The 26,215-nt window shown below is 60.4% G+C and carries 22 protein-coding genes and 1 pseudogene; 12 read left to right on the forward strand and 11 right to left on the reverse strand.

Going from position 1 to position 26,215, the window contains the following annotated elements; translation table 11 throughout:
* Positions 1-37 precede the first annotated feature (37 nt).
* From PSH96_RS14900 to PSH96_RS14925, 6 genes are all read right to left on the reverse strand, one after another.
* Positions 38-2,329 (reverse strand): transporter substrate-binding domain-containing protein, encoded by a 2,292-nt coding sequence (locus tag PSH96_RS14900; protein ID WP_305453607.1) that lies wholly within the window; start codon positions 2,327-2,329, stop codon positions 38-40.
* On the reverse strand, positions 2,329-4,689 hold the full coding sequence (locus tag PSH96_RS14905; protein ID WP_305453609.1) for an ATP-binding protein: 2,361 nt from the start codon (positions 4,687-4,689) through the stop codon (positions 2,329-2,331). Before PSH96_RS14905 ends, PSH96_RS14900 begins: the two co-directional genes overlap by 1 nt.
* Positions 4,690-4,715: 26 nt before the next feature.
* Positions 4,716-5,381 carry a response regulator transcription factor gene (locus PSH96_RS14910; RefSeq protein WP_017138859.1) on the reverse strand — a complete coding sequence of 222 codons (666 nt, stop codon included), beginning with the start codon at positions 5,379-5,381 and terminating at the stop codon, positions 4,716-4,718.
* Positions 5,382-5,515: 134 nt separating this feature from the next.
* On the reverse strand, positions 5,516-6,181 hold the full coding sequence (locus tag PSH96_RS14915) for a response regulator transcription factor (protein WP_170037525.1): 666 nt from the start codon (positions 6,179-6,181) through the stop codon (positions 5,516-5,518).
* Positions 6,182-6,415: 234 nt separating this feature from the next.
* Positions 6,416-7,753: an EAL domain-containing protein gene (locus PSH96_RS14920; RefSeq protein WP_305453610.1), complete on the reverse strand. Its 1,338-nt coding sequence runs from the start codon at positions 7,751-7,753 to the stop codon at positions 6,416-6,418.
* Between the two features lie 90 nt (positions 7,754-7,843).
* Positions 7,844-9,562, reverse strand: a complete 1,719-nt coding sequence (locus PSH96_RS14925) for a hydrogenase maturation protein (RefSeq protein WP_305453611.1) — start codon at positions 9,560-9,562, stop codon at positions 7,844-7,846.
* 211 nt (positions 9,563-9,773) lie between these two features.
* Here PSH96_RS14925 and PSH96_RS14930 point away from each other — a divergent pair, with 211 nt between their 5' ends.
* The 4 genes from PSH96_RS14930 to PSH96_RS14945 all read left to right on the forward strand — a co-directional run bounded on the left by PSH96_RS14930 (position 9,774) and on the right by PSH96_RS14945 (position 12,145).
* The gene (locus PSH96_RS14930; protein WP_305453612.1) at positions 9,774-10,388 is read left to right on the forward strand and encodes a 2OG-Fe(II) oxygenase; all 615 of its coding nucleotides are present in this window, start codon (positions 9,774-9,776) and stop codon (positions 10,386-10,388) included.
* Entirely contained in the window at positions 10,381-10,698 is a 318-nt protein-coding gene (locus PSH96_RS14935) for a metal-binding protein (protein WP_305453613.1), read from the forward strand. Before PSH96_RS14930 ends, PSH96_RS14935 begins: the two co-directional genes overlap by 8 nt.
* The gene (locus tag PSH96_RS14940) at positions 10,626-11,348 is read left to right on the forward strand and encodes a 2OG-Fe(II) oxygenase (protein ID WP_305453614.1); all 723 of its coding nucleotides are present in this window, start codon (positions 10,626-10,628) and stop codon (positions 11,346-11,348) included. Before PSH96_RS14935 ends, PSH96_RS14940 begins: the two co-directional genes overlap by 73 nt.
* A gap of 191 nt (positions 11,349-11,539) precedes the next feature.
* Positions 11,540-12,145, forward strand: coding sequence for a cysteine hydrolase family protein (locus tag PSH96_RS14945; RefSeq protein WP_305453616.1), 606 nt, complete (start codon positions 11,540-11,542; stop codon positions 12,143-12,145).
* Positions 12,146-12,193: 48 nt separating this feature from the next.
* Here the strand turns inward: PSH96_RS14945 and PSH96_RS14950 are convergent, their stop codons facing one another.
* From PSH96_RS14950 to PSH96_RS14960, 3 genes are all read right to left on the reverse strand, one after another.
* Positions 12,194-12,586 carry a tautomerase family protein gene (locus tag PSH96_RS14950; RefSeq protein WP_305453618.1) on the reverse strand — a complete coding sequence of 131 codons (393 nt, stop codon included), beginning with the start codon at positions 12,584-12,586 and terminating at the stop codon, positions 12,194-12,196.
* Between the two features lie 185 nt (positions 12,587-12,771).
* Positions 12,772-14,838: a maltose alpha-D-glucosyltransferase gene (gene treS / locus PSH96_RS14955; protein WP_305453619.1), complete on the reverse strand. Its 2,067-nt coding sequence runs from the start codon at positions 14,836-14,838 to the stop codon at positions 12,772-12,774.
* 72 nt (positions 14,839-14,910) lie between these two features.
* A complete protein-coding gene (locus tag PSH96_RS14960; protein WP_305453620.1) occupies positions 14,911-15,669 on the reverse strand; it encodes an AraC family transcriptional regulator in 759 nt (252 codons plus the stop codon).
* Between the two features lie 289 nt (positions 15,670-15,958).
* On the opposite strand from PSH96_RS14960, the gene PSH96_RS14965 reads away from it, so the two are divergent.
* Genes PSH96_RS14965 through PSH96_RS14985 form a run of 5 tightly spaced genes read left to right on the forward strand, consistent with a single transcriptional unit; the run spans position 15,959 to position 22,400 of the window.
* Positions 15,959-17,584 (forward strand): APC family permease, encoded by a 1,626-nt coding sequence (locus tag PSH96_RS14965; RefSeq protein ID WP_305453621.1) that lies wholly within the window; start codon positions 15,959-15,961, stop codon positions 17,582-17,584.
* A gap of 11 nt (positions 17,585-17,595) precedes the next feature.
* The gene (locus PSH96_RS14970) at positions 17,596-18,522 is read left to right on the forward strand and encodes a 4-hydroxyproline epimerase (protein WP_305453622.1); all 927 of its coding nucleotides are present in this window, start codon (positions 17,596-17,598) and stop codon (positions 18,520-18,522) included.
* A gap of 38 nt (positions 18,523-18,560) precedes the next feature.
* Positions 18,561-19,508, forward strand: coding sequence for a dihydrodipicolinate synthase family protein (locus PSH96_RS14975; RefSeq protein WP_058420398.1), 948 nt, complete (start codon positions 18,561-18,563; stop codon positions 19,506-19,508).
* A 60-nt stretch (positions 19,509-19,568) separates the two neighbouring features.
* Positions 19,569-21,140 carry an aldehyde dehydrogenase (NADP(+)) gene (locus PSH96_RS14980; RefSeq protein ID WP_305453623.1) on the forward strand — a complete coding sequence of 524 codons (1,572 nt, stop codon included), beginning with the start codon at positions 19,569-19,571 and terminating at the stop codon, positions 21,138-21,140.
* Between the two features lie 3 nt (positions 21,141-21,143).
* The gene (locus PSH96_RS14985; protein WP_305453624.1) at positions 21,144-22,400 is read left to right on the forward strand and encodes an FAD-binding oxidoreductase; all 1,257 of its coding nucleotides are present in this window, start codon (positions 21,144-21,146) and stop codon (positions 22,398-22,400) included.
* Positions 22,401-22,460: 60 nt separating this feature from the next.
* Here the strand turns inward: PSH96_RS14985 and PSH96_RS14990 are convergent, their stop codons facing one another.
* Together PSH96_RS14990 and PSH96_RS14995 are read right to left on the reverse strand one after the other, a co-directional pair.
* On the reverse strand, positions 22,461-23,444 hold the full coding sequence (locus PSH96_RS14990) for a GlxA family transcriptional regulator (RefSeq protein WP_305460076.1): 984 nt from the start codon (positions 23,442-23,444) through the stop codon (positions 22,461-22,463).
* A gap of 471 nt (positions 23,445-23,915) precedes the next feature.
* Positions 23,916-24,521 (reverse strand): LysE family translocator, encoded by a 606-nt coding sequence (locus PSH96_RS14995; protein ID WP_056860123.1) that lies wholly within the window; start codon positions 24,519-24,521, stop codon positions 23,916-23,918.
* A gap of 268 nt (positions 24,522-24,789) precedes the next feature.
* On the opposite strand from PSH96_RS14995, the gene PSH96_RS15000 reads away from it, so the two are divergent.
* The 3 genes and pseudogenes from PSH96_RS15000 to PSH96_RS15010 form a co-directional block, all read left to right on the forward strand.
* On the forward strand, positions 24,790-25,323 hold the full coding sequence (locus PSH96_RS15000; protein WP_305453625.1) for a GNAT family N-acetyltransferase: 534 nt from the start codon (positions 24,790-24,792) through the stop codon (positions 25,321-25,323).
* Position 25,324: 1 nt separating this feature from the next.
* Positions 25,325-25,579: a hypothetical protein gene (locus PSH96_RS15005; RefSeq protein ID WP_305453626.1), complete on the forward strand. Its 255-nt coding sequence runs from the start codon at positions 25,325-25,327 to the stop codon at positions 25,577-25,579.
* A gap of 21 nt (positions 25,580-25,600) precedes the next feature.
* Positions 25,601-25,825 (forward strand): annotated as a pseudogene (locus tag PSH96_RS15010) (helix-hairpin-helix domain-containing protein); the annotation flags it as partial.
* Positions 25,826-26,215 lie beyond the last annotated feature (390 nt).

Here is a 26,215-nt window from a genome sequence, read left to right on the forward strand (position 1 = left end):
AAACAACGCCGTCACCCCAACAACTCAAGGGCAACACTCAAGCGCTTAATGCTGCCCACTGTTCAACCATACGGCTGAGATGACCGGCAATAACGACAGTTGGCCAGGCTGTTTTATCCTGCAAGGCCGCATCGATCAGGTCAGCCGTGGTCGCGATGTCTATCCACCCCGCGACTAGCGCGGCAGCCTGCAGGTTATGCGCGGCGAGCAACGCCAGGCTGCGATCACGCAGGGCTGCCGCCTCAAGCAAGCCGCCAAGCTGTTTGCGCAGTATTTCAGGCCCGGAAGTACTCGGCGCCGATGAGGGTTGCAGCAAGTTGACCTCGCACCACAGTTCAATAGTTTCGCGTAGAAGGCCCTCGCCAATGGGTTTGCTCAGCGCGCCATCCATACCCGCTTCAAAGCAGCATTCCAGCATGTCATTGCCGGTAAGCTGTGAGACCGCGATGATCGGGCAGTGTGTACGCTGTCGCTGGCTCTGCACCTGCCTGAATTCACCGGCCAGTTTATAGCCAGCGCCTGCTGGCAGGTCGCAGTCGATAAGTATCAAATCAACCTTGTGTGCATTGAAAAACCTTAAACCCTGGTTGGCATCGTCCATCGGTACGGGATGGCAACCTAACGCGCGCAGCTGCATCACCAGCCCTTGCTGGTCGACATTGGTGCCCCCCACCACCAACACCCTCAAGCCCACAGGTTCGTCGCGCGAAGGCATCACCTGTGCAGGTGAATCAAGCGGCGCAGCCCATTGAACCGGTAACCTCACACCCACGCGGGTGCCTTTGCCCTGGAGGCTGCTGAGCGTCAACTCGCCCCCCATCAACTGCACTAACCGCTGGCAGATCACCAACCCCAGCCCGTTACTGCCCCTGGCACGCGCGGGTGAACTCAGCAATGAGGCGTGTGCCTGGTCGGACAACCCGATCCCATTGTCGATGACCTCAATCATCAGGTGGTGATCGCCCTCAAGCACCTGAAGCCGAATCTCTACATGGCCCCTGTCGGAGAACTTGATGGCATTGACGATCAGATTGCGCAAGACCTGCGCCACGCGCAGTTCATCCAGCAATAACGGGGCGTGCAGGTGCTCACCCGTTACCGTCAGTTCAAGGCCTTTTGCCTCGGCAGACGCGCGCTGGCTGTCCACCACGCGCTGGACCAGCGCGCCCAGGTCCACAGCCTCCACATTCAGCGTCAATTGCCCGGCCTCCATCCTGGAGATATCCAGCACATCGTCCACCAACCGCAACAGGGTATTGGCGCCGTTGTTCGCAAGGGCCGCAAAGTGATGTTGCTGTTCGTCAAGTGCGGTGTGCTCCAGCAACTCAACAGCGGCCAGTATCGCGTTCATGGGCGAACGGACTTCGTGGCTCATAACCGCCAGGAACATCGCCTTCTCCCGTTCGTTATGGATGGCGCGCCGGCGTTGCACGCGGCTTTGCCACACCAGCGTGATGAGTATCAGCACGCTGCTGAGCAGCAACCACAACTCACTTTTGTAGTGATCAAGGATGGCCTTGATGGGCGGGATATCGAGGTTCATGTCCGCGAACCAGGCATCGTAGATCGCCTGGCGCTCATCGCCCGAGATGGACCCCAGTACCTTCTGCAGAATCGATAGCAAAATCACGTCGTTGTCGCGCACCGCCATGCTTACCCCGGTACGCTGTTCGGGCACCACACCGGAAACCTGCAGCACGCCCTGGTACTGGCGAGACAGATACGGGATCAGCAACCACTCCGAAGCAATGGCGGCGTCCGCATCGCCGTCCTTAACCATTGCCATCATGTCGATCGCGTTCTGGGCCGAAATGATCGTGATGCCCGGCACCCGCTCACGCAAAAACGCCGAATAGCCTTCACGCCCCAGCATCACCAGGCGTTTGCCGGCGAGCTGGCCCAGTTCGGCAAACGGCTGATCGTCAAAACGGCTGATAAGGATGGTCGAGCTGTTGTTGTAAGGCGCGGTATAGAGGACGCCGCGATCTTCAGCAGGGTCGTCAGACCGGCGCCGGGTGGACAAGATATCCACCTCGCCACTGAGCAGCATGTCTTTGCGCGCACTGCGTGAGGTGGTCGGCACAGACTTGAAACGCAGCCCCGTACGCCGTGCGATCAAGTCCAGGTACTTGGCCGACAGCCCTCGCAGTTCGCCACCGCTGATGTACTCAAAGGGCAACAGGTTATCGAACACCCCCACACGCAATACCGGGTGGGCTGCAATCCAATCGAGTTCCTGTGGTGTCAACGCCAACGCCGGCGCGTTGGCCTGCGCAACACACAGGCCAATCTGGCCCATCAGCGCCAACACCGCCAACGAGCGCCACATCAAGGCAGCATCCGGTACGAACGAGTGGCAGGCAGTGCATCAACCTGCCGATCGCCGCCCAGGTCACGCCATTGCTGGAGCAGCAACCGCAAAGCCTGCGCATACGCCGGGTCATCCCATCCCGACTGCGCGCGCAGCAGGTTCTGCAGGTTTTCGGCAGCCTGACCCATCGCCGACCATTCCATGATCAGCGCTGCGCCGTGCAAACGGTGGGTCACGTGCAGAGCGGAGGAGCGATCACACAGCGCAAGCGCCTTGGTCAGGCTGCCCAGGTCAGCGGCCACTTCGCGATTGATCCCGGCCTGGTCCAGCACAGGGGCCATCAGGTTTAACCGAGGGTCTGCCAGTGTGACGTCGCACCAACGCTCAATCACCTCGCGCAATGGCCCCAGGCGAATAGGCTTGCTCAACACCGCGTCCATTCCCGCCACCAGGCAGCGCTGAAGATGTTGCTCACCGGTCAAGGCAGAGATGGCAATGATCGGGCAACGCAGTCGGTCCACTTGCTGTTCGAATCCGCGCAGTTCGCGGGTCAGGCTGTAGCCATCCTGGTCCGGCAGATCACAGTCCATCAGGACCAGGTCGTAACGGGTGTGCACAAACAAGGCGCGGGCTTGGGCGGCATCGCCGGCTATCACCGGCAGGCTGCCGAAGCTGTTGATTTGCGCGCCCAACACCTGCTGGTTCGCCCGGGTGTCCTCCACCACAAGGATCTGCAATGCTTTGCCAGCGTTTGCCGTTAATGGCGCCTCTGCCGGTTGCGATGCAAGGGGTTGCGGGGCGTTTATCACGGGCAAGCAGATCGTCACCGTGGTGCCCGCGCCCGGCGCGCTCTTGAGCGTCAACGTCCCGTGCATCAAGTTGACCAACTGCTGGCAGATCACCAGCCCCAAGCCTGAGCCGCCCGCGCGTTTGTATGACTGGCTATGCTGCGCGTAGGGTCGAAACAACGACGCCTGCACCGCCGCCGATATGCCGATGCCGGTGTCGCGGACCTCGATCTGCAAGCGGCCGTTGCTCGCGTCCAGGCCAATCTGGCGCACGTCGATATCAATACTGCCCGCATCGGTAAACTTGATCGCATTCGAGAGCAGGTTATGCAGGATTTGCGTCAGGCGCGCACTGTCGAGCATCAACAGGGGCAACGCCTCTTGGATATGCGCATTGAGCTCCAGGCGTTTTTCCCTGGCCCGCAGGCGATGCAGCCCGACGACTGCCTGCACCAACGCTGTCACATCGGTCGACTCGACCTTCAGGCGTTTCGGCTTGACCTGCGACCCGGAGGTTTCAAGGACATCGTCCAGCAAATGCAGCATCGCGTCGGCACCACTATTTGCCAGCTGGGCAAAGTGGCGTTGTTGCTGATTGAGCCGTGTGTGCCCCAGTAACTCCATCGCCGCCAGCACTGCGTTCATGGGCGAACGTATTTGATGGTTCATGACCGCCAGGAACATGGATTTTTCTTGTTCATTGCGCAACGCCCGCCGGCGCAACCGATGACCGCGATAGACCTGCGCGCACAAGCTGGCCAACGCCAACACGCCGAGGATGAACACATGCGCATAATGATTGACGATGTTTGACAGGGACGGCACGTCCACTTCCAGGTCGTGATACCAATTCTCATAGATATCATTGCGCTGCTCCGCCGTTATGGAGCCCAGTACCTTTTCAAGTATGGAGCGCAACATGAGGTCATCAGCGCGCACGGCCATGCTCACATCCAGCATCTGGCTGCCGACCACGCCGGAAACTTCCAGCACGCCCTGGAATTGTCGATACAGGTAAGGCATTAAAAAAGTTTCCGAGGCCACTACCGCATCGGCCTTGCCCTCCTTCACCATGGTCAGCATCTGCAGGGCCGAGGTGCTTCTGATCAGATGGGACTTGGTCGCCTTGTCCCGGAATATCGTCTCGTAATATTCCACATCGGGAACCATCACGTTTTTGCCCTGCAGTTGTTCAAGGTCGAAGATGCCCGGGCTGTCGACACGCGTGACGATGATCGGCGAGGTGGTGTGGTAAACCAGCGCAACAATGCCCTGGGTCGCAGGCTCAGAGCGAAAGCGCAAGTATGAGGACAGCAGGTCGACCTGACCTGCCAGCAGCATGTTTTCGCGTGCGGCCATTGTATTTCCGGGCACGTAGCTGAAACGAAGGCCCGTAGCGGCCGTCACAAACTGCAAATACTGCATGGACCGCCCGCGCAGTTCTCCACCGTTCATGTACTCGAACGGAATCAAGCCCTCCACCACCCCGACGCGCAACACCGGGTGCAGTGCTATCCACTGCAGTTGCTCGTCGCTCAGCGCGACGGCAGCCGCACAGACCAGCGGCGAGCCCAGCACAATCAGCGCCAATAGCACTGCCCTCCACAACCCGATTGTCATGGCGTGCCGATGAGTTTATTCAGCTTGAACAGCTCGTTGTTCGAGGTGACCCCAAGCTTGCGAAACGCTGCGGTTTTCTGGGTGCTGATGGTTTTGATGCTGCGATTGAATTTCTCGGCAATCTCACTCACCGTCATGCCCGCCAGGTAACAGCGAATGACTTCCTGCTCACGGCTGGTCAACTCCGCCTGGACCAACGCGTCAGGCGCATCGCCACGGCCTTGGCCAGTATCGCTGGTCACCGTCTCCGCCAGGCGGTAGGTCATGTCGGTACTCAGGTACACCGCACCCGCCGCCACCTTGCGGATGGCCTTGACCAATTGCGCCATTTCTTCACCCTTGCCGACAAAGCCACGGGCACCGACACGCATGGCCAGGCTGACCGTCGCCGGGTCGTGATGCGTGGACAAAACAAGGATATGACAGCTGGGAAATTTGACCCGCAAGGCGCGGATCAGTGAGACCCCGTCCAGCTCGTCAGGGTTCAGGGAGAAGTCCAGCAGCAGCAGGTCTGCTGGCGCCGAGGCGAGGCCGGCGATCAGGTCGCGGCTGCGCGCATAAATGCCAACCACTTCAAAGTTCGCCTCGGCCGCCAACGTGGCGGCTAGCCCGTGTCGAACAACTGCATGATCATCCAGCAAAGCAATACGTATTGGTTTCATCGTGATCGACCCACTCGGCACAACGCTGTCGGAATACTGGGATACCCCACCGCTACAACGTTCAACCCGTCTTTGAGTATAAGCAAGGATCGGTAAATCACACCCCGCTCGTTGCTGGGTGTCGGAAACCAGGATCAAATACCATCAATAATGTGTTTGATCCTGAACAACTCATTGTTCGATACCACGCCCAACTTGCGAAACGCCGAGGCTTTTTGTGAGCTGATGGTCTTGATGCTGCGATTGAATTTTTCGGCGATATCGGTAATGGTCATACCCGTCAAGTAACACCGAATCACGTCCTGTTCACGCGCGGAAAGGCTGACAAAACGCAAGGCTTCATCGCGGTTCTGCTCGTCACCGATATGGTTTACCGCCGTCGCTTCGGCTACCCGGTAGGCCATGTCCGGGCTCAGGTAGACCTCCCCGGATGCCACCAACCGAACCGCACTGATCAACTGGTTGATATCTTCACCTTTGCCAAGAAACCCGCGCGCGCCGACACGCAGGGCCAGGATCACAGTGGCGGCATCGTGATGCGTGGAGAACATCAGAATGCGGCATTGCGGGTACTTCACTCGCAACGCACGAATCAACAAGATGCCGTCCAGTTCACTGGGCCCGAGCACGAAATCCAGCAACAGCACATCGGCGGGCAGCAACGCGAGCCCAGCCATCGCTTCACGGCTGCGGGCGTAGACACCCACCACTTCAAAATCAGGTTCCTGCTGCAATCGATTGATTAACCCGTGCCGCACGATTGCATGATCATCGAGCAAAGCGATTCTTAAGCATTTCATAACGTGGAAGGCACTCTTTATAACGAGCAAAAGGATGAGGCCTGCAACATTCTCATCTTTAGTAAGTTCTCGTCATCGCAGACGAACCTATAAAATCAACGGCATCCGTGATATTGAACAATCGCACATAACACACATAACAACAGCCAAACCCACTCAGTGACCGCTAGTTTTCAAACAGTGAGCGGATGCGAAAGTTAATGCACAGGCACTCATTCGGGTATCAGATCACTCCTAAAAGCGCCCAGCACCAGCACTATTTTCCCGCTGAATAACAAAGTTCAAGAAATCGTCCATTTCCATTGGGCGAGCCAACGCGTAACCCTGCCCCACTCGGCAACCCAAACGATAGAGCAACGCAATCGTCGACTCGTCTTCGATGCCCTCAGCCACCAAATTCAAACTGAGCAGTCGCGCCCAATTGACAATGCCGGCAATGACTTTGCGTGAAGACGAGTGCTGTTCAACCCCCCGCACAAACGATCCGTCAATTTTCATCTCATCAAACGACAGGTTCGCCAACAGGTTCAACGTAGCAGCGCCCGTGCCGAAGTCGTCCATCGATACCTGGAACCCCTTGGCCCGAATCGCCGTCAACGAAGCGGATAGGTAGAGCTCATCCGGTTCGGGTACATCTTCAGTAAGCTCGATTTTCAGCAGCCGGTTCGGCAGGCCGGCCTGGCGCATCCGCGCGGCCAGGCGCTCGGAGAAATCGGGGGTGCAAATGGTTTTAGCCGACGCGTTCACAGCAATGGGAATCCCGATATGTTCGCGTTTGAGCGCGAGCATGGCCTTGATCGTCCACATCTCCACCAGGCTGAACAGCAGCAGGTCCAGGCCCAAGCGGTTGACCAAGGGCATCAATACCGAAGGGGGGATTTCCCCAAATCGTGGATGCTTCCAACGCACCAGCGCTTCGGCCCCCACGATACGCCGGCTCAGCAGCTCAAATTGCGGTTGGAACACAAAACGCAAGCCCTCGCCTGTGGTCAGCGCGTTGATCACCTCATCTTCGGCCAAGTCATCAAAAGTGTTCATATTCAGCCTTGCATCCGGCTGCGCGCGCGTCAGCACGACCGCGCGCAAGGCGTCGCCCAGCGCCAGGGTTGCGCCTTCGCGCAGGATTTGCACGGAGATCCCCGCCGTTCGCGCCAACCGCGCATGGGACTCCAGCGCACTGACCGCAACCCCGCCCATGTACTTGATCCAGAGCGGGCTTGCAGGCGTTTTACGGGTCACGTCGACCTCGCCCGCGGGCGCGTCCAAGGCCGTCTCTCCGGTCCAGAAGATGCAGGGCAACCGGGCCAGTGTGCCTGCTTCGTGCAGCCCCCTGAGCAGGCTCGGCAACATCAGCCCATCACCGCACTCTGGGCGAATTTCGCAGACAATGACGTCGATCGGGGACTCGCGCAGCCAAGCCTCAACGGCGCTCAAGGTGCCAATATTGGCAATCGGAGTTACCCCCATGCTGCTCAAGGCGAAGGCGAGCCGATGCGCACAGGCAGCATCGGATGCCAACGTGACGACACGTAGCGCGCTGAACTCGTTGGGCACGACGGCATTTTGGATCATGACAAAAATTTCCCGAGATTGTTTCAGGAAAAAAGCTTATCAGCGCCAAAACAGAAACAAATAGGACTGGGACTAAAACCGCAGTACCGCTCAGTCGACCAGTTCGCCCTTACGCGCCAACGCCCACGGCGCAATCAACCGTTGCGGCGTCTGGCAGGCTTTACGCTTGAACACAAAGTTGCGGCACTTCTCGGCAAACTGCTGGCGGTTGTGCACCATGTCCAGTTCCATCTGGGCCAACTCGTTTTGGCGGCAGCGATCCATTGGCTCAAGGTCGATAGTGGCTTTGCGCATGCGTTGCGCGGCGTATTTCTCATCGCTCAGCGCGCCTTGGGCCGCTTGCAGTAACCATTCACTGAACGCACTCGGGCAACGTGGCCCAATGTCCTGCACCATGCCCCACTGCTGTGCCTGAATGGCGCTGATCGGCAGGCACTCTTCAGTGAGCTTATGGGCAATTTCACTGCCCACCGTACGCGGCAGGCTGTAAGTCCAATATTCGGAGCCATACAGGCCCATGCTCTTGTAATGCGGGTTGAGCACTACGCCGGCACGGGCGAAGACGATATCGGCCGCCAGAGCCAGCATTACACCGCCGGCGCCAGCGCTGCCGGTCAGGCCGCTGACCACCAGTTGGCGGGCCGTCAGCAGCTCCTGGCACACATCATCGATCGCCTGGATATTTGCCCAAGCCTCCAGCCCCGGCACGGGGGCGGCCTGGATGACGTTGAGGTGCACGCCATTGGAAAAGCTGCCGCGCCCGCCTTTGATCAGCAGCACCTGGGTGCTACGCGCCTTGGCCCAGCGCAGTGCAGCGACCAGCCGCTGGCATTGTTCGGTGCTCATGGCGCCGTTGTAGAACTCGAAGGTCAATTCGCCGACATCGCCGCGTTCACGGTAGCGAATCGGTTGATAGGCCTGCTCATTGAAGGCTTGGTGGGCAATTGAGCTGTCCAGCACGGGCACACGTGCCAGGCGCCCGGCCAACACGTGACGGGCCGGCAACTTGAAGGTTTCCTCGCCTGGCTGGGCCTTGCGTTTAAGTGAGCCGACCCACACGCTCTGATCGCCCGCCGCGACCAATACCGCATCATCCTGTACCGCAAGCATTTCACCCGGCAGGCCCCGGCGTGCATCCAGGTGCGCGTCGTACAAGTAATACTGCTCGCCTTGGATGCTGGCCAACACACCCGGCTGGCCGTCGGCGGCGTCGATGCTGCGTTTGATGAAGCGCGCGCAGTCGTGCCAGCTGAAAGCACGGTCTACCTGCTTCATGTTCGGCTGCAAGCGCCCGATAACGTTGGGCTGCGTGTAATCCAGTGGCGCAGGGAGCACACCACGGGTGAATTTTTCCACCACGTCGCGAATACAGGTGATCGCAGCGTCACTCACCAGGCCGTTGTACAACTCGGACTTTCGCACCTCGGCGGGCATGTCGAACTCACAGGTCGACCAGACCGGCCCTGCGTCCATCTCCTCCACCGCCTGCAATGCGGTGACGCCCCAGCGACGGGCCTGCTGGGTGATGGCCCAGTCCAGCGCGCTGGCGCCACGGTCACCGACAATACCCGGATGAATGATCACCACCGGGCGGTCGAGGTTGCTCCACAGCTGCTGCGGCACACGGTCCTTGAGGAACGGGCAGATCACCAGGTCGGCGTCCGATGCCTCGATTTGCCGGCACACCGAGGCTTCATCGGTGAACAGCACCACGCTGGGGTCAAACCCCGACTGGCGCAAATCCAGCCAGGCCCGTTGGGTCAGACCGTTGAATGCAGAGGACAACAAGATGATCTTCAGTGATCGCATGGCAGACTCTTCCTTGAGGTGCACGGCCACAGGCTCGCATTGAGCCGTCCCTGGCCTTTGATGGAAGCACAAGGTTAAAAGGCCTGCCAGGCGGGGCACCTGACCGAGATCAATGTTCGGTCAGCCAGGGAGAATTGCGTCGCAAGAACCGGAGTTTCAGTGATTTGGCGCCTGCCTACACTGGCGCAAATGCACAGTGACCGAGGCTTTCATGACTCCCCTTGCCGCCACCCTGGAACGCCTGGACTGGCACACCATCGGCCTGGAACTCGACCGCGAAGGTTTCGTCGTGCTGCCCGGCATGTTCGAGCTTGAGGTCCCAGGCTTTTTCACCCACCTTCTGAACGGCTTTTATCCGCCATTGGCTCAGGTTTCCAACCAGTGGAACGACATCCTGCAATTGCCCTACCGCTTCCCGCCCCAACTCACCGACTTTCACGCGCAGTGCCGCGCCGTCGGCCAACAGCACGCACTGCCCCAACTGACATGCCTGCGCAAAGACGAGCACCAGGCGCTGGGGCAGGACGCCGAGGGCGAGCACGTATTTCCGTTTCAACTGGTCGGCGTGCTGTCGGCTCCCGGTGAGGATTTCACCGGCGGTGAATTTATCCTCACCGAGCAACGGCCCAGAATGCAATCGCGGCCGATGGTGGTGCCGTTGCAGCGAGGTGATCTGGCAATAATCACTACTGCCTACCGCCCGTTCAAAGGCAGCAAGGGTTACTACCGGGTGAATATGAAACACGCGATCAGCAGGGTCCGAAGCGGCGAACGACACGGTTTTTTGCTCAGTTTTCACTTATGCCCTGGGGCTGCGCATGACTGACGAGCGCATGTGGCGGCTATTGGGCAGTGATGGCCAAGCCTACTCAAGCGCCGAACCGGGCACATTGGCTGGTCATCGACGCGGCAAACGCTATGGCCTGCTGGATTGCCGCGCGGCGCTGCACGCCATCGCCCATGGCGGCTATGTGCAACACCGGGTGTTTTTCCTCAACCAATCCAGCGCCATCGCAGCGGGCTATCGCCCTTGCGCCGTGTGCATGCCGGCCGAGTATCGCCAATGGAAACTTCAGCAGCCTTTATCAACACTCACGTGGAAAACCTCGATTGGCCAACGATCGAAGCGGCCCTGATGAACGACGGCTACGCGCTGCTGCCGAGACTCTTGACTCGGCAAACCTGTCAGCAACTGGCAGCGCTCTATGCCGATCAAAGCCACTTTCGCAGCCGCATCGTCATGCAGCGCTACGCCTTCGGGCGAGGTGAATACCAGTACTTTCGCTACCCGCTGCCGGCACTCGTCGACAACCTGCGCGCGCATCTTTACGCGCACCTCGCACCGGTCGCCAACCGCTGGCATGCGGCGCTGAAGATGAGTCAACGCTTCCCCGACACCCATGTGGAATTCAAGGCAATCTGTCACCGGGCCGGCCAATGCAGGCCCACGCCGCTGATGCTGCGCTATCGGCAAGATGACTACACCTGTCTGCATCAGGACTTGTATGGCGAGCAGGTGTTTCCGTTTCAGGCGGTGTTTCTGCTGGATCAGCCAGGTGTGGACTTCGAAGGGGGTGAGTTCGTCCTCACCCACTCCGGCTCCAGCAAACCCGCACGGGCTGAGGTAGTGCCCCTTGAACAAGGCCAGGCACTGATCTTTGCCGTCAACAGCCGCCCGGCACGTTCCGCGCGTGGTTTTTGCAGAGTCAGCGTGCGTCACGGCGTGAGCCGTCTGCATCGCGGAGAGCGCCACACGCTGGGCATCATCTTTCACGATGCCAAATGAATGCGGTCATCGAGTCGCAATTCTGCTCTTATGTGGGAGCGGGCTTGCTCGCGAATGCGGTGTGTCAGACACGTAAACACTGACTGATCCACCGCATTCGCGAGCAAGCCCGCTCCCACACGATGAGTGCAGCCCTTGGATTTGGCACCTCTAACTGCTGTAGTGAAAAAACCACCTGACGGAGCATCACTATGAACCCGACGAAAACCGCATTGGTCCTGATTGAATTCCAAAACGACTTCACCACTGCGGGTGGCGTGTTTCACGACGCAGTCAAAGGCGTCATGCACAGCACCGACATGCTGGCAAACACTGCAACCACCATTGAACAAGCCCGAAAACTCGGGGTGAAGATCATCCATATGCCGATCCAGTTCGCCGACGGCTACCCCGAACTGACGCACCGCTCCTACGGCATTCTCAAGGGTGTGGCAGACGGCAGCGCCTTTCGGGCCGGCAGCTGGGGCGCCGAAATCAGCGAGGCACTGAGCCGTGAGCCGGCTGACATCCTGATCGAGGGCAAACGCGGCCTGGATGCGTTTGCCACCACCGGCCTGGACCTGGTGCTGCGCAACAACGGCATCCAGAACCTGGTCGTCGCGGGCTTTTTGACCAATTGCTGCGTTGAAGGCACGGTTCGTTCGGGTTATGAGAAAGGCTACGACGTGGTGACGTTGACCGACTGCACCGCCACCTTCAGTGATGAGCAACAACACGCCGCCGAGAACTTCACCTTGCCGATGTTCTCGCAAACGCTGAAACACACCCAGTTTCTACAAGCGTTGAACGCCCAATAAAAACAACGGCGACTCATCACTGAGTCGCCGCCTGCTTGCGGGCCTGCCTCACTCGTCAGGCACGTACTGCATTTCTCCGTTGCCAAACGACCAATCCTCGCGTTTCACATCCACCAGGTTGATCCACACATCTTCTTTGCGCAGCCCGGTCTTGGCGTGGATGCCCTCGGCGATAAATTTATAAAAAGCCTTTTTCACCGCGATGCTACGCCCGGCGCTCCAGGTTACCTGGATAAACACGATGTTCGGCGTGTAGGTAATCCCCAGATAACCTGCTGCCGGATACACCAACTCATCCTTGGCGTGACGATTGATGATCTGGAATTTGTCGTGCTCAGGCACGTTGGCCACGCTGGTCATGGCGGCGTAGACCACGTCACCAATCGCAGCGGCGGTTTCAGTGGAGGTGTCGGCGGCCAGGTCGATTCGAACTAAAGGCATGGGAAATCCCTCGGCAGGTCAGTGGCCGGTGCTCAAACGTGGCCATTGAGACTACGCTAGCTCGAACGACAAAATTCATCAAGCGCATATTCATTAATTTAATAATGCTCAATTTGCATATTATGAGTGCTCCCGGCACATTCATAATCAGCGCTGATCGACGAGGCGATCAGCGCCTCGCGCCCCTAAAGCATCGGCGACAGGCTGACCACCCGCAGCGCCAACCCCTCATACGCGTCCAACGTGATGGTGAACTCACCCTCAGCAGTCAGATCGCCCTCAACCCGCTCGTTAATAATGTCCACCACCGGCCCCGGCGCAATGTCGGGCAAGTGCAGGGTTTCGGTCAGCGCTGTACTGCCGAAGTTAAGCGCGGTGATTTGCGTGCCCTTCCCGGCCGGCAACTCGTGAACCATGATCAGCAGCCCCGGATGCTCCACCTCCGGCACCAGAATCTGGCGGCTGGCGGCGATGCCATAGGCGTTGCGCACCGCGAGAATTTTCTGCAGCTGTGACGCGAACGAGTCCGGGTCCTGCAACTGGCTGTTGAGGCTGCCGTAGAGGGTTTTCGCCCTTGGCATTTGGCCGGCGGACAGTTCGGCGTCCGGGTTCAAATCCACCAGGTCATAGGCACCGCGATGAATCCAGCGGGTGTCGCCATCGCCCATCAAGTGCGCAACCGCATCGGCCGCCAACGGCAACGCGCCGACCAGGTCCCAGCCAGACAGGGCAAACACCCCAGGCTGCATGGCGTTGTACATCACCAGCAGCACATGGATCCGGCGAATCTGCTCGATATCGGCCGGCGTGATCGCCTCCAGGTCACGGATGCCCAGGGCCGCCGTGATAATGCTGGCGGTGGTGCAAGAAACCCCATTGGTGACGAACTTGAGGTTATACGGCGCATGCTCGCCGGCCAGCCGCTCGTACATCTGCTCGCGGATATGCTCGCGCAGGCTGTTGCCGGGGAAGGTCTGGCCTTGGTAGAGGTAACTGTCGTGGGCGTGCAGGGTCCAGAAGTGCACCAGCTCCAGGGTCAGTTCATCGTGGTTTTGCAGCGCGTGAATCAAGGAACCGGGGTCGATGCCCTGGCTGTGCATCTCGCGCAGCATCAGGCGCAAAAATTCGGTGTCGCCCATCAGCAAGGCATGCTGATACGCCGGGCGCGTGATGAAGTCGTAGGACAGGTCGGCACCGCCGTGGGACATGGCGGCGATATCGTCGACGGTGAGGTTCAACTCCTGAAAACTGAACCCGCCCGCCTTGCGAATCGCCCCGCCCAGCAACTGGTTGCCGGTAATCGACAACGGGTGGCTTTCCGACCAGGCAGTGCCGTCCAGCTTGCGTTCCACGCCGAGGAAGCCGTTGGCGTCCAGGCGCAGGATCTTGGCGCCCATCACATCAATGGCATGCAGGGCGTCGCCGATGATCATCTGCTGCGCGGCAAACGAAGGGTCCAGCCAGTTCAGCGACGGCTGGCCTTCCTTGAAGTAATGCAGGTACACCCAGCGGCGCGGTTTGGCGTCCACGCCAACGACCACCGGGGTTGCACTCCAGTCGGTTTCCTTGACGCCGGGCTCGAAGAAGATCACCCGCTGCAACTGACCGACGATGTAATGCTTGTCGCGCAGCGCATCCACCTGCGCGGGGCTGAGGTTCTGCGCATCACGCCCTTCGGCCACATCCGGCAGCAAGGGCCAGTCTTCCTCGCGGATCTCGACCATGTGGTAGAGCCCCGGATAATCCTCATACGCCATCTCGGCCAGGCGGAAGTCTGCGCCCTTGCCGGTGTGGGAGGGGATCACATCATCGATGATCACCGCATTGTGCGCGGCGGCCATGCGCGTCAGCGCCTGCAACTGCGCCTCGGTGCCCAACTGTGGGTCAATCTCGAAGCTGATGCGGTCAAAATTGCCATCGATGGTCGGCGTATGCCGCGTACCGTCCAGGCCGCCGGACTTTTTCAGCGGGCCGTTGTGAATGCCCTGAATGCCGATCTTCGACAATGCCTGCCACAGGCTTTCGTCGCCCAAGGCTTCGAGCACCGTGCCGTTTTCACGGGTCACAATCGAGGCCGGGTACGCGGTGAACCACACGGACGACAACGCTGAGGCATCACGCGGCCGGGTCTGCGCATACGGCTGCTGCCACAAGCGCCCTTGCCCGCTATACAACCTGGCCCGCTGACGCGCCGCATTGAGCATGGATTGTTGCACCAGCCAGTTCACATGATCGTTGTCCGCCGCCGTCATAAGCCTGTTTCCTCTTGCCGTGAAAAGGTTATTGGTAAGCATAGGAGCAGCGGATGCCATGATTCGTTGCATTTACTCTAATTGCCGATACTGCCTGGGCGTAAACCCGGTCAACGCCTTGAACTGGCGGGTAAACGCGCTGTGGTCGGTGTAGCCGCATTGCAGCGCCACCTCGGTGATCGGCAGGTCAGTGTGCAACAGCCGACGCGCATGCTCCAGGCGCACCTTCTGAATCATCTGCCGGGGCGTGAGGTGGAATACGCGTTTGCAGTAGCGCTCCAGTTGCGCCACGGAAATCCCGGCAATGCGGGTCAGCTCGCCAAGGGTGACGCGTCGGTTGAAATGCTTGCGAATGTGTTCATCCACGGCAGCCAGGCGCTGGTAGGCCGGGTGCGTTTCGCTGGCCGATTGCAGGTCCACCGAGATACCCGCCAGGCCGATGATCGTGCCCTTGTCGTTGTACAGCGGCCATTTGTGCGTCAGGCACCAGCCCGGTTCGCGGCTGCCATACAGGTGCAGCTCAAGCTGGTCTTCGAGCACAAAACCCTGCTCAAGCACGCGCCGGTCCTGCTCGGTGTAGCCCGGCCCCAATTGCGCGGGGAACACTTCGGCGCTGGTTTTGCCCAGCAGTGGATGCAGCTGTTTAAGGCCGCAGCGTTGCACCAGTGTGTGGTTGGCGAGCACGTAACGGGCGTCGATATCCTTGATGAAAATCGCGGCATTGGGGATTACGTCGAGCAAGGGCAACAACTGCGCGACCCCGGCCAATAGTTGCTCGATGCTGTTGGGGCGGTTGGCCTGTAGAACGCTCGCAAATGCACTGGGAAGCATGGCCTGAGGCTCCGGTTTTTTTAGGCAGATTGCACTATGCCAGCCTGAGTATCCACACAACCTTGTGGGAGCTGGCTTGCCTGCGATGGCATCCACTCAGTGTGCCTGATGTACCGAGTCAACCGCATCGCAGGCAAGCCAGCTCCCACATAAAAGCCTGGATCTACAGATTCAAACTGTGCCGAATTCGTCATCCACATCAACGCAAAACATCAATCGCAGCCCCCCTTGATCGGTTCAGGATATCGCCACTGCATGCCTATCCAATAACTCACAAGAAGGCGCCGCCATGTCTGCTCAAGGCAAGTTCAAGAAACAACTTTCACTGATGGACCTGACCTTTATCGGGTTAGGCGCCATCTTCGGTTCGGGCTGGTTATTTGCAGCCAGCCACGTGTCCGCCATCGCCGGCCCGGCGGGGATTATTTCCTGGTTGATCGGCGGGTTCGCCGTGCTGCTGTTGGGCATCGTGTATTGCGAACTCGGCGCCGCCCTGCCCCGCGCCGGTGGCGTGGTGCGTTACCCGGTGTACTCCCATGGCCCGTTGCTGGGCTACCTGATGGGCTTTATCACGCTGATCGCGTTTTCAAGCCTGGTGGCCATCGAAGTGGTCGCCTCGCGCCAATACGCCGCTGCCTGGTTTCCCGAACTGACCAAAGTCGGTTCCAGCGACCCGACCACCCTGGGCTGGCTGGTGCAATTCGCCCTGCTGTGCCTGTTCTTTGTGCTCAATTACCGCAGCGTCAAGACCTTCGCCATCGCCAATAACCTGGTGAGCGTATTCAAGTTCATCGTGCCGCTGCTGGTGATTGGTGTGCTGTTCACCTTCTTCAAACCCGCGAACTTCCAGACCCAGGGCTTTGCCCCGTTCGGTCTGTCGGGCATCGAGATGGCAGTGTCGGCCGGCGGGGTGATTTTTGCCTACCTGGGCCTCACGCCGATCATCTCGGTGGCCAGTGAAGTAAAGAACCCGCAACGCACGATTCCGATTGCCTTGATCCTCTCGGTGCTGCTGTCGACCGCCATCTATGTGCTGCTGCAAACCGCGTTCCTCGGTGGCGTGCCGACCGAGATGCTCGCCGATGGCTGGGCGGGTATCAGCAAGCAACTGGCGCTGCCGTATCGCGATATCGCCCTGGCGCTGGGCGTGGGCTGGCTGGCGTACCTGGTGGTGGCCGATGCGGTGATCTCGCCCAGCGGCTGCGGCAATATCTACATGAACGCCACGCCGCGTGTGGTGTACGGCTGGGCGCAGACCGGCACGTTTTTCAAGATCTTTACGCGCATTGATGAGAAGTCCGGCATCCCGCGTCCGGCGCTGTGGTTGACCTTTGGTTTGTCGGTGTTCTGGACCCTGCCGTTTCCGTCCTGGGAAGCGCTGATCAATGTGGTGTCGGCGGCGCTGATTCTCAGCTACGCGGTGGCCCCGGTCACCGTCGCCGCGCTGCGCCGCAATGCGCCGGGCATGGCGCGGCCGTTCCGGGTCAAAGGCATGGCGGTGCTCGGCCCGCTGTCGTTCATCATCGCCGCGCTGATCGTTTACTGGTCGGGCTGGAGCACCGTGTCGTGGTTGCTTGGCCTGCAAATTCTGATGTTTGTGGTGTACCTGCTGTGCGCACGCTGGGTGCCCACCGCGCACCTGAATCTCAAGCAGCAAGTGCGCTCGTCGGCCTGGCTGATCGGCTTTTATGCGGTGACCATCCTGCTGTCCAAGCTTGGCAGTTTCGGCGGCATTGGTGTGATCAGCCATCCGTTTGACACCCTGGTCGTCGCCCTCTGCGCCTTGGGCATCTACTACTGGGGCGCCGCCACCGGCGTACCGGCACACCTGGTGCGCCTGGAACACGAAGACGACGAAAGCGAAGCCGTCAGCGATGCGCATTACAGCGCACCACTGTCCCCGGCCACTCACTGATGGAGCCTGTCATGAAGCGCCTGCATGTTATCGACTCCCACACCGGCGGCGAACCCACGCGCCTGATAATGGACGGCTTCCCTGCGCTCGCCGGCGCAACCATTGCCGACCAGTTGCACACCTTGCGCAGCGAACACGATCAATGGCGCCGCGCCTGCCTGCTGGAGCCACGTGGCAATGACGTGCTGGTCGGTGCGCTGTACTGCGCGCCGGTCACGCCCGGCGCCACCTGCGGGGTGATCTTCTTCAACAATGCCGGCTATCTGGGCATGTGCGGCCACGGCACCATCGGCCTGGTTGCCTCCTTGCACCACCTGGGCCGCATTGGGCCTGGCGTGCATACCATCGACACGCCGGTGGGTCCGGTAGCGGCCACCTTGCACAACGACGGCGCCGTGACCTTGCGCAACGTGCCCGCCTACCGTCATCGCCAGCAGGTAGCGGTGGACGTGCCGGGCTATGGCGTGGTGCATGGCGATATCGCCTGGGGCGGCAACTGGTTTTTCCTGGTGTCGCAGCACGGCCACAGACTGGCGATGGACAACGTCGACACCCTCACCGACTACACCTGGGCGATGCTCAAGGCCCTGGAAACCCAAGGTATCCACGGTGCAGACGGTGCGTTGATCGACCATATCGAACTGTTCGCCGACGACGCCCACGCCGACAGCCGCAACTTCGTGATGTGCCCCGGCAAAGCCTACGACCGCTCACCGTGCGGCACCGGCACCAGCGCCAAACTGGCGTGCCTGGCGGCTGACGACAAACTCGCGCCCGGGGCCACCTGGGTGCAGGCCAGCATCACCGGCAGCCAATTCGAAGGCCGTTATGAATGGGATGGCGAACGCATTCGCCCCTTCATCACCGGCCGCGCCTACATGACCGCCGACAGCACGTTGCTGATCGACGAGCAGGACCCTTTTGCCTGGGGCATCTGAGCCCGGGCCTTATTTAACTGAACGCTGGAGTTAGAACAATGAGCGACAACATCTTTACCGGTTGCATCCCTGCACTGATGACCCCGTGCACGCCTGAACGCAAACCGGACTTCGACGCCCTGGTCGCCAAGGGCCGTGAACTGATCGATATCGGCATGAGCGCCGTGGTGTATTGCGGCTCCATGGGTGACTGGCCGCTGCTGACCGAAGCCGAACGCCAGGAAGGTGTGGCCCGCCTGGTCGCCGCTGGCGTGCCGACCATCGTCGGCACCGGCGCGGTCAACAGCCGTGAAGCGGTGGCCCACGCCGCCCACGCGGCCAAGGTCGGCGCCCATGGTTTGATGGTAATCCCGCGCGTGCTGTCCCGTGGCGCTTCGGCCACCGCGCAAAAGGCGCACTTCTCGGCGATCCTCAAGGCCGCACCGAACTTGCCGGCAGTGATCTACAACAGCCCGTATTACGGCTTCGCCACCCGCGCAGACCTGTTCTTTGAACTGCGCCGTGAGCACCCCAACCTGATCGGCTTCAAGGAGTTCGGCGGCGGCGCCGACCTGCGCTACGCGGCAGAAAACATCACCTCCCAGGACGATGCTGTAACCCTGATGGTCGGCGTCGACACCCAAGTGGTGCACGGCTTCGTCAATTGCAACGCCACCGGCGCCATCACCGGTATTGGTAACGCGCTGCCGCGCGAAGTGCTGCAACTGGTCGCCCTGAGCAAAAAAGCCGCCAAAGGCGACGCCAAGGCCCGGCGCCTGGCGCGAGAGCTGGAAGCCGCGCTGGCCGTGCTGTCGTCCTTCGACGAGGGTTGCGATCTGGTGCTGTATTACAAGCACTTGATGGTGCTCAACGGCGACCAGGGCTACGCCCTGCACTTCAACGAAACCGACGCACTCAGCACCGCCCAACAGCGTTATGCCGAGCACCAGTACGCGTTGTTCCGCCAGTGGTACGCCAACTGGTCGGCTGAACAGAACGTCGCCTGACACCCTCGCGCGCCGCTGTGGTTCTCACAGCGGCCAACCCTCACTTTTCAAGGACTCCCCATGACTCTGACGGGCAAGATGCTGATCGGTCAGCACGCAATCCTCGGCCATCGAGAAGCAATCCAGGCGATTAATCCCGCCACCGACCTGCCCTTGGCGCCTGCCTACCCAGGCGGCGATGGCGAGCACGTCGACCAAGCCTGTGCCTTGGCCTGGGCTGCGTTTGACACCTATCGCGACACCTCACTGGCAGAGCGCGCAGCGTTTCTAGAAGCGATTGCCGACAACATTGAAGCCCTTGGTGACGAACTGATCGAACGCGCCGCAGCCGAAACCGGCCTGCCGCGCGCGCGGATCCAGGGCGAACGCGGCCGCACCTGCGCGCAATTGCGCACATTCGCCCGCACTGTGCGCGCTGGTGAATGGCTGGATGTACGCGTCGACACCGCGCAACCGGCGCGTCAGCCATTTCCACGTGCAGACCTGCGCCAGCGGCATATTGCGCTGGGGCCGGTGGCAGTGTTTGGCGCGAGCAATTTCCCCTTGGCCTTCTCGGTGGCGGGCGGCGATACCGCCTCTGCGCTCGCCGCCGGCTGCCCGGTGGTGGTCAAGGCCCATGGCGCGCATCCCGGCACCAGTGAACTGGTCGGCCGTGCGCTGGCCAAGGCCGTTAAGGACTGTGGTTTGCCCGACGGGGTGTTTTCGCTGTTGTATGGCTCGGGTCGCGAAGTCGGCATGGCATTGGTCACCGACCCGCGTATCAAAGCCGTGGGGTTTACTGGCTCACGCAGCGGCGGTATCGCCCTGACCCAGGCCGCGCAAGCGCGCCCGGAGCCGATTCCGGTGTATGCGGAAATGAGTTCGATCAACCCGGTGTATCTGTTTCCTGCGGCGTTGCACACGCGTGCAGAGGCGTTGGCCCAAGGTTTTGTCGCCTCGTTGACCCAAGGTGCCGGGCAGTTTTGCACCAACCCTGGCTTGGTGATTGCGGTCGCAGGCCCGGCACTCGAGCGCTTTGTCGCCACGGCGAGTGAGTTGCTCCCGGCGTGCGCCGCCCAGACCATGCTGACGCCAGGTATTTTCCAGGCCTATGAAGCGGGCGTCGGCAGCTTGACCGAACACGCACAAATCGTTGCCAAAGGCATGGCGGCGCAAGGCCCGAATCAAGGCCAGGCACAGCTGTTTGTGGCCCAGGCCAGCGCGTTTTTGCGCAATGAGCATCTGCAAGCGGAAGTCTTCGGCGCGGCCTCCTTGGTGGTGGTGTGTGCTAGCGACGAGGAAGTGCGCCAGGTTTCCGAGCATTTGGAAGGCCAATTGACCGCCACACTGCACCTGGACGACGCCGACCTGGCACGCGCCCAAGCCCTGCTGCCGGTATTGGAACGCAAGGCCGGGCGCCTGCTGGTCAACGGCTGGCCGACCGGTGTGGAAGTGTGCGATGCCATGGTCCACGGCGGCCCGTTCCCGGCCACCAGCGACTCACGCAGCACCTCGGTTGGCACCGCAGCGATCCTGCGCTTTCTGCGCCCGGTGTGTTATCAGGACTTCCCGGACAGCTTGTTGCCCGCTGCGCTGCAACACGCCAACCCGCTGCTGTTGCGGCGCTTGCTCGACGGCCACAGAGAGGCCTGAACCATGAGTGACAGCAACCGTGCTGATATCGCTGTGATCGGCGCCGGCATCATTGGCGTCGCCTGCGCCCTGCAATTGGCCCGGCAAGGCCAGCGCGTGGTGGTCATCGACCCACAGGCACCGGGCATGGGCGCCTCCTATGGCAACGCTGGGCATTTGGCCACCGAGCAAGTGTTCCCGATTGCCGACGTGTCGATCCTCAAGCGCCTGCCCGCCATGCTGATGGACCCCATGGGCCCGCTGCGCCTGGACTGGAAGTACCTGCCACGCGCCCTGCCCTGGTTTGCGCGGCTGTTGCTCAACCTGCGCCCGGCAAGCTACCGGCGCACGGTGGCGGGTATTCGCGCACTGAATGAGGCCAGCCTGGGCGCGTGGCAACGCCTGCTGCTGTCCATTGAGCAGCCGCAGTTGTTGCATACGGACGGTTCGTTGTTAGTGTTCGAGCGCGCCCAGTCCGGGCAAGCCATCGACGCATTGCGCCAACGCATGCAGCAGCAGCATGTGCCGGTGGAATTCTGGCCCCGCGAGGCCATACGCAAGGCCGCACCGCAACTGAGCGAGGCGATCCAGGGCGGCCTGTTCTTCCCCGCTACAGGGCATTTTATCGATCCGTACAGCGTGGTGTGCGCGCTGGTGAGCGCGGCCAAGGCTTGCGGTGTGCAGTTTGTGCAGCAACGCGTGCTCGATGGGCGCCTGGAATCGGACGGCGTATCACTGCTGACCGATCAAGGCAGCCTGAGCGCTCGCCAGGTACTGATCGCCTGCGGCGCCCATTCGGCCAAACTCACCGCTGCACTCACCGGCACATCGGTCCCGCTGGACACCGAGCGCGGCTATCACCTGATGCTGCCTCACGAGCACCAGCGCCTGCCCTTTGCCGTGACCTCGTTCGAACGCAAATTCATCATGACGCCCATGCGCGATGGCTTGCGCCTGGCCGGCACGGTCGAGTTCGCAGGCTTGGCGCGCCCCGCCAATATGCAACGCGCCTGGCAGTTGCACCGCTTGAGCCAGGGCTTGTTTCGCCAGGACTTGAGTACCCGTGACGCAACCCCCTGGATGGGCTTTCGCCCGTCGTTGCCGGACTCGCTGCCGGTCATTGATCGGGTGGCGGATGGCAAGGTATTGCTTGCGTTTGGGCACCAGCACTTGGGGTTGACGCAGGCGGCGGTGACCGCGGAGATGATCGTGCAACTGGCCGCGCCGGGCAAGCGCATGGCGCTGCCGGAACTGGCCCCTTACCGATTGGCGCGTTTTTAGGCTTTGTGGCGAGCAGGCTTGCCACAGTGACAATCACAGTGACAGTGTTCGCCCCCAACGCTACTTGACCAAGCGCTTCTCTTTGGACGGCCGATAGCCGAAATACGCGCTATAGCACTTACTGAAATGGCTCGGCGACACAAACCCGCACGCCACCAGCACATCCACCTGTGACAGTTCGGTGTGCTGCAACAAGCGCCGCGCCTCGGTGACGCGCAGTTCCATGTAATAGCGTTGCGGCGTGGTGCCCAGTTGCTCCTTGAACAGGCGTTCGAGCTGGCGCCGCGAACGGCCGGCGTAGACCGCCAATTGGTCCAGCTCCAAGGGTTCTTCAAGGTTGGCGTCCATCAGCTTCACCACTTCACGCAGTGGCGCGCTGACGCTGATGTTCTCTGTGGGTTTGATACGCCGGTAGCGCGACTCTTCAAACGCCAGGATGTCCTCGATGCCTTCGACCAAGGCTTTGCCATGCAGACTTTTGATCCAGTCCAGGGCCATGTGGAACGCGCCCGATGGGCTGGAGGCCGTGAGGCGATCGCGGTCGATCACGTAGGGTTCGCTGGTGACCTGGGCAGCCTTGGAGACTTCCGACAGCGCCGGCCGATGCTCCGGGTGGATCGCGCAACGATAGCCCTGCAACAGCCCGGCGCGGCCAAGGAACCAGGCGCCGTTCCACAGGCCGGCGAGGCTCACGCCTTGTTCGGCGGCGCTGCGCAACAGCTGGTTGAACTCATCGCCGGCTTTGAGCTCGGTGCGAAAACCACCACAGATCACCAGCAAATCCAGGTCTGGCAATGCCGACGCCTCCAGCCGCGCATCCGGGCGGATCACCAGGCCCAGGTCGCTGATGACTTCGCCCTCGTCACAGCCGAACGTGCGCGTAGCAAACAGATCGGGGCGTAGCAGGTTGGCAGTGATCAGGGTGTCGAGGGTCTGGGTGAATGCCGGCAGGGAGAAGTGTTCGAGCAGCAAAAAACCGACGCGGGTGACCGGCGACGGCTGTTGGAAGTTTTCATTCAGGTAGCGCAGGTTCTTGCCTTTCATGCCACCGCTGAACTGGCGTCTTTCCATCGAGGCTTGGCCCACTCTTATTATTGATGCAGTGGGCGCTATCTTAGGGGCAAATGCGCCGGCTGTCGTGCCGCATTCCCGCAAAGAATAATTGCTATGCGGCGCGCCGCTTCACTGGCAGCCGCCACGATGAAGAATGCTTGTCTGGTGATAGTCAACACGGCCTTCAAGCCTGATCTTTACAAAAGCGCCCGCCTCCCAGGCCCGTAGCCTGGCAGCTGCGGGCCTATCTGATACGGTTTTTTCTTTGCTATCTGCGTCTGTATCGAAACGCCAGTGAAGCGGACAATGGGCGCCATCCCGACACTCCTGTCGACTCCCTTCCCTTCGGAGGCCTTATGACCAAGATGGCACTTTTCCTGTTCGGTTTTCTGGTGCTGACCATCGGCATCGGCTTGCTGGCAACCATCTCGCCGGTGTGAGGTTCAGCGCAACTCCACTGCCTCACGCAAAAAGCATCGGGTACAACGACAGCACCAACAGCGCCGCCATCGACCCATTGAATACCCGCAACCAACGCGGCTCGCGCAGCACGTTGCGCAAGCCACTGCCACAGCCCACCCACACGCACACACTGGGCAGGTTGACCACGGCAAATACCAGTGCGATCACCAACACATTGGTGACGTAACCTTCGGCCGGCGTGTAGGTGGTGATCGCCCCCAGCGCCATGATCCACGCCTTGGGGTTGACCCATTGAAACGCCGCCGCGCCAAGAAAGGTCATGGGCTTGCCACGCTCGTCAGGGTTCTCGGACATGCCGCCAGCCGTGGCGATCTTCCACGCCAGGTAAAGCAAATAGGTCGCGCCCACATAGCGCAAAACCGTGTAGGCCCACGGAAACACCTTGAACACTTCGCCCAGGCCCAGACCTACCGAAATCACCAACAGCATGAAGCCGATGCTGATCCCCAGCGCGTGGGGCATCGAACGGCGAAAGCCAAAGTTCACCCCCGAGGCGAGCAACATGGTGTTGTTCGGGCCGGGCGTGATCGAGGACACGAAGGCAAACAGTACAAAAGCGGACAACAGGCTGGTGGACATGAACATGGCGCGGCATCCAAACGGTAGTGGTATGCCTGCGACAGTAGTGGGTTACAGCCCTTGTCGCCCCGTACAGCCAGGGGCGGATCGAGGCGTACACTTTGGCGTTATTGAGCAGTTGGCGACAGTGTGCGGCGCTGGCTTTTGTGCCTCGACCATCAAAGCCGGATTTGCGCGGATGCCGAGCTGTTGAAGGATTTTGCATCGCTGTATAAGGCGCATGGGTTAGGCTGGACGCGGTAAGGGGTTCTACGTGCAAAGACCAAGGAAGAGCATGATCACCATTCATAAAGCGACAACAGCTGATATTGATACGCTGCGCGAGGTTGGCTGCCAGACCTATCGCGAGCATTTTTCGACGTTATGGTCGCCTGCCGGTATGCAGGGTTTTCTTGATCGGGACTTTTCATCCAGTGCCCTGAGCCAGTCCCTCCAATTGCCCGGCAGCCATGGCTGGTTCATTGCTTTCGATGAACAAGGCAAAGCCGCCGGGTTTGCCAAAGTGATTTGGGCAGTGCCTGCGCCGTTAAACGGTGAAGTAGGCGCGCAGCTGCAGAAAATCTACTTGCTCACATCCGCCGCCGGCAGAGGTTACGGCAAGCAACTGTTGCAGTATGTTCGCGATGAAGTCGCGCAACGTGGTGAACCGTTGCTGTGGCTGAACGTACTTAAAACCAATGCCAATGCACAGGGCTTTTATGAGGCGTTCGGGTTTCGGCGCATGGGCGAAATCCCCTTCAGCACGGACCTTGCCGACATCGGGATGGTCGTTATGGGACTGGAATTAAAACAGCAGGCGCAGCGCTAAAATGGCCGAACTGATAGAGGGCCTCGACGGGCCCAGAACCGCGCAACAAGAACTGTTTTACGACCTTGACGATGCACGGGCAGTTATCGGCTGGTCGGTGGTTGAGCTGACGGCGATGGCCGCGAACGGCAGGACACCCGATGAAGCGGTGGCGCTGATGAAAATATGCGCATTGCTGGCTGCGCAGCAGGAAAAGCTTGGTGTGTATGCCGAAGAAGTGAAGGCGCAAAGGATTATCCGCGCTGAGGCCTGGTGAGCAATAAAAAGGAATTTATACATGCCGTTTTCATTGGAAGAAAGAACCGCGTTGCTCGCGCTCAAGGGCGTAGGCCCCACAGTGCTTATACGGCTGGAGCAGTTGGGCATTGACTCATTGGAAGTGCTTGGAAAGTCAGACGTGGGTGACATTCTTGCACAGGCATCGGCAGGAGTCGGCTCGACCTGCTGGAAAAACAGCCCTCAGGCGCGGGCGGCCATTACCGCAGCGGTGGCGCTTGCGAGGGCGTGTGCGCCATCCATGCAAACCACTCGCAGCGGAACGATATTATCCGGGGAACACACGGGCTGGACGATAACAATCCAGGATGACACCGCAGGTGAAACCGGAGGTTATTACCTCTACCTGTCCGACGACCAGTTCAACGGTTTCGATGCATGGTTTGAATCCAGGGAACCGTTGGAACGGGAGATTTCTGAACTGGACGTTCGCTGGGATTAATGTGCTTGAGAGCAGTCAGTCAATGATCACATCCAGACTTTGTGCCTTCAGGTGGGCTCGGCCCCGTGAGCTCTACCACATCAATCCGTTATGGCCCGTCACCCAGCTCCAGTTCAGCCCGGGCGCCGTGGAGGAACTGGCGTGTGATCAGGCTGGCAGTATTGAACATGGGCT

It is taken from the genome of Pseudomonas sp. FP2338 (assembly GCF_030687515.1).
GTDB classification, from domain to species: Bacteria; Pseudomonadota; Gammaproteobacteria; order Pseudomonadales; family Pseudomonadaceae; genus Aquipseudomonas; species Aquipseudomonas salomonii.